At 71.4% G+C, this 7,474-nt stretch carries 6 protein-coding genes; 2 read left to right on the forward strand and 4 right to left on the reverse strand.

Features of this window, described 5'->3' with window-relative positions; translation table 11 throughout:
• On the forward strand, window positions 1-585 hold a 585-nt coding region (locus ACRWND_RS29650; protein ID WP_431954867.1), incomplete at its 5' end, for a PucR family transcriptional regulator.
• Window positions 586-814: 229 nt separating this feature from the next.
• Window positions 815-2,122 carry a glycosyltransferase 87 family protein gene (locus ACRWND_RS29655; RefSeq protein ID WP_431954868.1) on the forward strand — a complete coding sequence of 436 codons (1,308 nt, stop codon included), beginning with the start codon at window positions 815-817 and terminating at the stop codon, window positions 2,120-2,122.
• Here the strand turns inward: ACRWND_RS29655 and serA are convergent.
• From serA to ACRWND_RS29675, 4 genes are all read right to left on the reverse strand, one after another.
• Complete coding sequence (serA, locus tag ACRWND_RS29660) at window positions 2,106-3,695, reverse strand: phosphoglycerate dehydrogenase (RefSeq protein WP_431954869.1); 1,590 nt, start codon at window positions 3,693-3,695, stop codon at window positions 2,106-2,108. The genes ACRWND_RS29655 and serA overlap by 17 nt on opposite strands.
• Window positions 3,696-3,952: 257 nt before the next feature.
• Window positions 3,953-4,951 carry a ketol-acid reductoisomerase gene (gene ilvC / locus ACRWND_RS29665; RefSeq protein ID WP_431954871.1) on the reverse strand — a complete coding sequence of 333 codons (999 nt, stop codon included), beginning with the start codon at window positions 4,949-4,951 and terminating at the stop codon, window positions 3,953-3,955.
• 74 nt (window positions 4,952-5,025) lie between these two features.
• The gene (gene ilvN, locus ACRWND_RS29670) at window positions 5,026-5,553 is read right to left on the reverse strand and encodes an acetolactate synthase small subunit (RefSeq protein WP_319163264.1); all 528 of its coding nucleotides are present in this window, start codon (window positions 5,551-5,553) and stop codon (window positions 5,026-5,028) included.
• Between the two features lie 31 nt (window positions 5,554-5,584).
• The coding region (locus ACRWND_RS29675; protein WP_431954874.1) for an acetolactate synthase large subunit at window positions 5,585-7,474 on the reverse strand (1,890 nt) is incomplete at its 5' end.

Raw genomic sequence — 7,474 nt, forward strand, 5'->3', positions numbered from 1 at the left:
GCCGCCGCGCTGTGCGTGGTGCCGCCGCAGGAGGGCGGGGGGCGCATCCGGCCGGAGCCCCCGGTCGCGGCGCTGGCCGCCCTCGTACGGCTGCGTTCCCAGGCGATGTCGGGGCCCGCCCTGACCGCGGCCGCACGGCTGATGGAGGGCAACGGCAAGGCGGCGGAGCCTGGTGCGCGGGCCGGGATCAGCACCCCGCGCCAGGGACTGTCCGAACTGCCCGAGGCGTGGCACGAGGCCGTCGCCGCGGCCCGTGCCGCACGCGCCCAGCCGCGGCTCGGACGCACGGCGGAGTGGGACGCCATCGGCCCGTACCGGATGCTGGCAGCGCTGCCGGCCGCCGGGGTGGACGCGGCGGTGCGCCCGCTGCTCGACCCCTCGCACGCCGACCTCGCACGCACCGCCGAGGTGTACCTCGACCGCGCGGGGCAGGCCGGGCGTGCCGCCGCGGAGCTGCGGATACACCGCCAGACGCTCTACTACCGGCTGTCCCGCGTCGAACGGCTGACCGGCCTCGATCTCGACGACGGGGAGGACCGACTGCTGCTCCACATGGCCCTCAAGACCGCCGGGCTCGAGGACTGAACGGACTGTTGCCGACCAAGGGGGGCACAAGTAACGTGACGCGGGGCCCGGGCCCAGTCGTCGACGTGACGCCGACCGCCCCGAGGCGGCGGGGTGGGCTCACCCTCCGGCCGAGGGACGAGCGGGGACGGTGACAACGGGGACGAGACCTTGACACCATGCGTGGACGCGCCGCACCGCGCGCCGCCACGCGGAACCGCCGACAAAGGAACAAGGGGATCGGAAGCCGGTGACTCATTCCACGGAGGCCCACGGACGCGAACGCCCAGCGCTGTGGAAGACGCCGCCGGCCGCCCAGGGCAGACGCCGCGCCGACCGCAGACTGCTCCTGGCGGGGCTGCTGCTGCTCGTGTCGCTGGCCGCGTTCACCGCGCTGTGCCTGTCCATGTCCGTGCCGATGGCGGACATGCGGGTCTACCGCGCCGAGGGCGCGGCCGCTGTCGACGGCACCGACCTGTACGGCTTCACCGTCACCGAATGGAAGCTTCCGGCGACCTATCCGCCCTTCGCCGCGCTGCTGTTCGTGCCGACGACATGGCTGCCCGTGCCGCTGCTCAAGCTGGTCTTCATGGGCGGCAACCTGCTGCTGCTGGGAGTGCTCGCGCACCTGTCCTGCCGGGCGACGGGGTGGCCGCGTGCGCGGGCCTCACGCTGGGTGGTGGTGGTCCTGGCGATGGCGCTCGGGGTGTGGCTGGAGCCGGTCTTCCAGACGATGCTCTACGGCCAGATCAATCTGCTGCTCGCCGTGCTGGTCCTGTGGGACCTGAGCAGGCCGGACGGCGCCCGGGGCAAGGGCGTCGCGATCGGCGTGGCGGCCGGCATCAAACTCACGCCCGCGATCTTCGCGGTCTACCTGCTGCTGACCGGCCGCCGCAAGGAGGCCGCGGTCGCCGCGGCCGGCTTCGCCGGCACCGCGCTGCTCGGTGCGCTCGCACTGCCCGGCGCGACGGTCGACTACTGGACCCGCTGCGTCTTCGACACCAGCCGCATCGGCAAGGTCTGGATCGTCGACAACCAGTCGCTGCAGGGCCTGGTCGCACGGGTCATGCACACCACCCACCCCGGCGCGGTATGGGCGGTCGCCACCCTCGTGGTGGCCTGCGCGGGGCTCGCGGTATCCGTGCGCATGGGGCGGCTGGGCCGGGAGGCCTGGGGCGTGGTGTGCTGCGCGGTGACAGCGCTGCTCATCACACCGATCAGCTGGTCGCACCACTGGGTGTGGTGTGTGCCGATGCTGATCCTGCTCGCCGCCGAGGCGCCGCGCTGGGCGCTGCGGGCGGCCGCGGTGGTCTTCCTGGCGCGCTCCCTGTGGATCGTGCCGAAGGCCGGCGACCTCGATCTGCACCTGGCGTGGTGGCTGCAGCCCCTCGCCTCTCCCTACCCCGTGCTCGGCCTGGTCTTCCTGGCGGCGGTGGCGCTGCGCTTCCGGCCGGGCTCCCCCGCGCTGACGGCGCTGACGGCGAAGGGGCGGCCGGCCCGGATCGCCCGGGTCGGCCGCCCCCAGCGGAGCGAACCGGTCGTCAGTCCTCGAGATTGACCGCGCGGGCCGAGGTCGCGCCGATCTCCTCGGCGATCTCGGCCAGCACCGGCGCCGGGATGGCGGTGTCGACGGTCAGCGCGACCAGTGCCTCGCCGCCGGCCTCGTCGCGGGCGACCTGCATCCCCGCGATGTTGATGCCGGCGTCGCCGAGGATGCGGCCGATGGTGCCGACGACACCGGGCCGGTCGGTGTAGCGCAGGAAGCCCATGTGGTCGGCGAAGACCAGGTCCACGTCGTCGTCGCCGACGGCGACGATCTTCTGGATGTGCTTGGGGCCCGCCAGCGTGCCCGAGACGGACACCTCGGTGCCGTCGGAGAGGGTGCCCCGCACGGTGACCAGGTTGCGGTGGTCGGGCGACTCGCTGCTGGTGGTGAGGCGGACCTCGACACCGCGCTCCTGAGCGAACAGCGGGGCGTTGACATAGCTGACGGTCTCGTCGACGACGTCCTCGAAGACGCCCTTGAGGGCGGAGAGCTCCAGCACCTTCACGTCGTGCTGGGTGATCTCGCCGCGCACCTCGACGTCGAGCCGGACCGCGACCTCGCCCGCGAGGGCGGTGAAGATCCGGCCGAGCTTCTCGGCCAGCGGCAGACCCGGGCGGACGTCCTCGGCGATGACCCCGCCCTGAACGTTGACCGCGTCCGGCACCAACTCGCCGGCGAGCGCCAGGCGCACCGAGCGGGCGACCGAGATGCCGGCCTTCTCCTGCGCCTCGTCGGTGGAGGCGCCCAGGTGCGGGGTGGCCACGACGTTGTCGAACTGGAAGAGCGGCGAGTCCGTGCACGGCTCCTTGCCGTACACGTCCAGGCCGGCGCCACCCACCCGGCCCTCCTTGAGGGCGGCGAACAGCGCCTCCTCGTCGACGATCCCGCCCCGGGCGGCATTGACGATGCGGACGTGCGGCTTGACCTTGCGCAGCGCCTCCTCGCCGATGAGGCCCACTGTCTCCGGGGTCTTGGGAAGGTGCACCGTGATGAAGTCGGAGACCTGCAGCAGTTCGTCGAGGCTGAGGATCTTCACCCCCATCTGTGCGGCGCGCGCGGGCTGGATGTAGGGGTCGTACGCGACGATCTTCATCCCGAAGGCCGACATGCGCTGGGCCACCAGGGCGCCGATGCGGCCGAGGCCGACCACGCCGAGCGTCTTCTCGGCGAGTTCGACGCCGGTGTACTTGTTGCGCTTCCACTCGCCCTGCTTCAGGGCCGCGTTCGCCGGGGCGATGTTGCGGGCGACGGCGATCAGCAGACCGCAGGCGAGCTCGGCGGCGGTGACGATGTTGGAGGTCGGCGCGTTGACGACCATCACGCCGGCCTTGGTGGCGGCGGAGACGTCCACATTGTCGAGTCCGACGCCCGCCCGGGCCACGACCTTGAGCTTGGCGGCGGCGGCGATGGCCTCGGCGTCCACCTTGGTGGCGCTGCGGATGAGGATGGCATCGACGTCGGTGATCGCGCTCAGGAGTTCGGCTCGGTCGGCGCCGTTGCAGTGGCGGATCTCGAAATCCGGTCCGAGGGCGTCGACGGTGGCGGGCGACAGCTCTTCAGCGATGAGTACGACGGGGTTGCTCACGTGAGTCCTCACTAGTCCCAGGTCAACGGCCGCGTCCCGACGGCCGAAGGCGGTGGAGGGGGATGGCATGCCGCGTGGAAGACGCACGACGCTGTGAGCCTGACGCGCTTGTTAATGGAGTGTATCGGCGGCGGGCCCGGACTCCTGCGACAACGTGGAAGGATCACCCGCACGAGGGTGTACGGGGTGGCCAAAGCGCACGGTCCCGGGGGCTCGGCGCCCCTGGGACCGTGCGCGAACGCGGTGCGGCGGAAGGCTTACGCCTCCTCGTCCACCCAGCTCATGAGCTTGCGCAGCTTCTTGCCGGTGGTCTCCAGCAGGTGGTTCTCGTCGGCCTTCTTGTACTCGTTGTACCTCGGCAGGCCGGCGTTGTACTCGGCGATCCAGTTGTTGGCGAAGGTGCCGTCCTGGATCTCCGCGAGGACCTTCTTCATCTCGGCCTTGGTGGCGTCGGTGATGATGCGCGGACCGGTCACGTAGTCGCCCCACTCGGCGGTCTCGGAGATGGACCAGCGCATCTTCTCCAGGCCGCCCTCGTACATCAGGTCGACGATGAGCTTCAGCTCGTGCAGGCACTCGAAGTACGCGATCTCCGGCTGGTAGCCGGCCTCGGTCAGGGTCTCGAAACCGGCCTTGACCAGTGCCGCGGTACCGCCGCAGAGCACTGCCTGCTCACCGAAGAGGTCGGTCTCGGTCTCCTCGGTGAAGGTCGTCTTGATGACGCCCGCACGCGTGCCGCCGATGGCCTTGGCGTAGGACAGGGCGAGCCCGAAGCCGCCCCCGGTCGCGTCCTGCTCGACGGCCGCGATGCACGGCACGCCGCGCCCCTCCTCGTACTGGCGGCGCACCAGGTGGCCCGGGCCCTTCGGGGCGACCATGCACACGTCGACGCCGGCCGGGGGCTTGATGAAGCCGTAGCGGATGTTCAGGCCGTGCCCGAAGAACAGCGCGTCGCCGTCCTTGAGGTTGTCCCGGATGGACTCCTCGTAGACCCGCGCCTGGATCGGGTCCGGGACCAGGATCATGATGACGTCGGCCTCGGCGGCGGCCTCGGCGGGGGTGACCACGCGCAGGCCCTGCTCCTCGGCCTTCGCCTTGGACTTGGAGCCCTCGTGCAGGCCGACGCGCACGTCCACGCCCGAGTCGCGCAGCGACAGCGCATGGGCGTGGCCCTGGCTCCCGTAGCCGATGACCGCGACCTTGCGGCCCTGGATGATGGACAGGTCGGCGTCGTCGTCGTAGAACAGCTCGGCCACTTCGGGTCTCTCCTTGGTGATCGGGGGTGCCCACACCGTACGGGCGCGGGCCGGAATCAAGTCTGGGGGTCTCGCTATGCGGTCCGGTCGAGGGCGCGCAGCGAGCGGTCGGTGATCGAGCGCGCGCCGCGGCCGATCGCGATGGTGCCGGACTGGACGAGCTCCTTGATGCCGAAGGGCTCCAGCATCTTCAGCATGGCCTCGAGCTTGTCGGCGCCGCCGGTGGCCTCGATGGTGACCGCCTCCGGCGAGACGTCCACGGTCTTGGCGCGGAACAGCTGGACGATCTCCACGATCTGCGAGCGGGACTCGTTGTCGGCGCGCACCTTCACCAGGACCAGCTCGCGCTGGACGGCCGCGGAGGGCTCCAGCTCGACGATCTTCAGGACGTTGACCAGCTTGTTCAGCTGCTTGGTGACCTGCTCCAGCGGGAGCTCCTCGATCACGTTCACCACGATGGTGATGCGGGAGATGTCGGGGTGCTCGGTGGTGCCGACGGCGAGGGAGTCGATGTTGAAGCCGCGGCGGGAGAACAGGGCGGTGATCCTGGCCAGGACGCCGGGCTTGTTCTCCACCAGGACGGAGAGCGTGTGCTTGGACATGTCGCGTCGTTCCTCTGCTTCTCTGTCGTCCTCAGTCGTCCGCGGCGTCGCCGAAGTCGGGGCGGACGTCGCGGGCGGCCATGATCTCGTCGTTGGAGGTGCCGGCGGCGACCATCGGCCACACCATGGCGTCCTCGTGGACGATGAAGTCGACGACGACCGGGCGGTCGTTGATGGCGTTGGCCTTCGCGATGACCTCGTCCAGCTCGTCCGGGGACTCGCAGCGCAGGCCGACGCAGCCCATGGCCTCGGACAGCTTCACGAAGTCAGGGACACGGGTGCCGGGGGGCGGGCTCTGGCTGACGCCCTGGTGCGAGCCGCGGCCCGCGTTGGTCTCGCCGGCGTGCAGGACGGTGTTGGAGTAGCGCTCGTTGTAGAAGAGCGACTGCCACTGCCGGACCATGCCGAGGGCGCCGTTGTTGATGATGGCGACCTTGATCGGGATGTCGTTCAGCGCGCAGGTGACCAGCTCCTGGTTGGTCATCTGGAAGCAGCCGTCGCCGTCGATCGCCCACACGGTCGCGCCGGGCCGCCCGGCCTTGGCGCCCATGGCGGCGGGAACGGCGTAGCCCATCGTCCCGGCGCCGCCGGAGTTGAACCAGGTGTTGGGCCGCTCGAAGGAGATGAACTGCGAGGCCCACATCTGGTGCTGGCCCACACCGGCCGCGAAGAGCGTCCCCTCCGGGGCGAGCTCGCCGATGCGCTGGATGACCTGCTGCGGGGACAGGCTGCCGTCGGCGGGCAGGTCGTAGCCGAGCGGGTAGGTCTCGCGCAGGCCGTCCAGCAGCTTCCACCAGTCGCCGTACTCGCCGCGGCGGCCCGCGTCGTGGTCGGCCTGGACGGCGACGATCAGGTCGGCGATGACCTCACGGGCGTCACCGACGATCGGCACGTCGGCGACGCGGTTCTTGGAGATCTCGGCCGGGTCGATGTCCGCGTGCACGATCTTGGCGTTCGGCGCGAAGGAGTCGAGCCTGCCGGTGACGCGGTCGTCGAAGCGGGCGCCGAGGGCGACGATCAGGTCGGCCTTCTGCAGGGACGCGACGGCGGAGACCGAGCCGTGCATGCCGGGCATGCCGACGTGCTGGGGGTGGCTGTCGGGGAAGGCGCCCAGCCCCATCAGGGTGGTGGTGACCGGGGCGCCGGTCAGCTCCGCGAGGATCCGGAGCTCGCCGGTGGCGCGGGCCTTGAGGACACCGCCGCCGACGTACAGCACGGGGCGCCTGGCCTCGCTGATCAGGCGGGCGGCCTCGCGGATCTGCTTGGCGTGCGGCTTGGTGACCGGGCGGTACCCGGGCAGGTCGGTGGCGGGCGGCCAGGAGAACGTGGTCTGCGCCTGGAGGGCGTCCTTGGCGATGTCGACCAGGACGGGGCCGGGGCGGCCGGTGGACGCGATGTGGAACGCCTCGGCGATGGTGCGCGGGATGTCGGCCGCGTCGGTGACGAGGAAGTTGTGCTTGGTGATCGGCATCGTGATGCCGCAGATGTCCGCCTCCTGGAAGGCGTCGGTGCCGATCGCCTTGGAGGCCACCTGGCCGGTGATCGCCACGATGGGGACGGAGTCCATGTGCGCGTCGGCGATGGGGGTGACCAGGTTGGTCGCGCCCGGGCCCGACGTCGCCATGCAGACGCCGACCTTGCCGGTGGCCTGCGCATAGCCGGTGGCGGCGTGCCCGGCGCCCTGCTCGTGCCGGACGAGGATGTGGCGCACCTTCGAGGAGTCCATGAGCGGGTCGTACGCGGGCAGGATCGCACCACCCGGAATGCCGAACACCGTGTCGGCGCCGACCGCCTCGAGAGAACGGATGAGGGACTGGGCGCCCGTGACGCGCTCGGCGGGGGTGGGCTGGGGCGCGGCGGGGGGGGGGGGGGGGGGGGGGGGGGGGGGGGGGGGGGGGGGGGGGGGGGGGGGGGGGGGGGG

This window comes from Actinacidiphila sp. bgisy167 (assembly GCF_965342175.1).
In the GTDB taxonomy this organism is placed as follows: Bacteria; Actinomycetota; Actinomycetes; order Streptomycetales; family Streptomycetaceae; genus Actinacidiphila.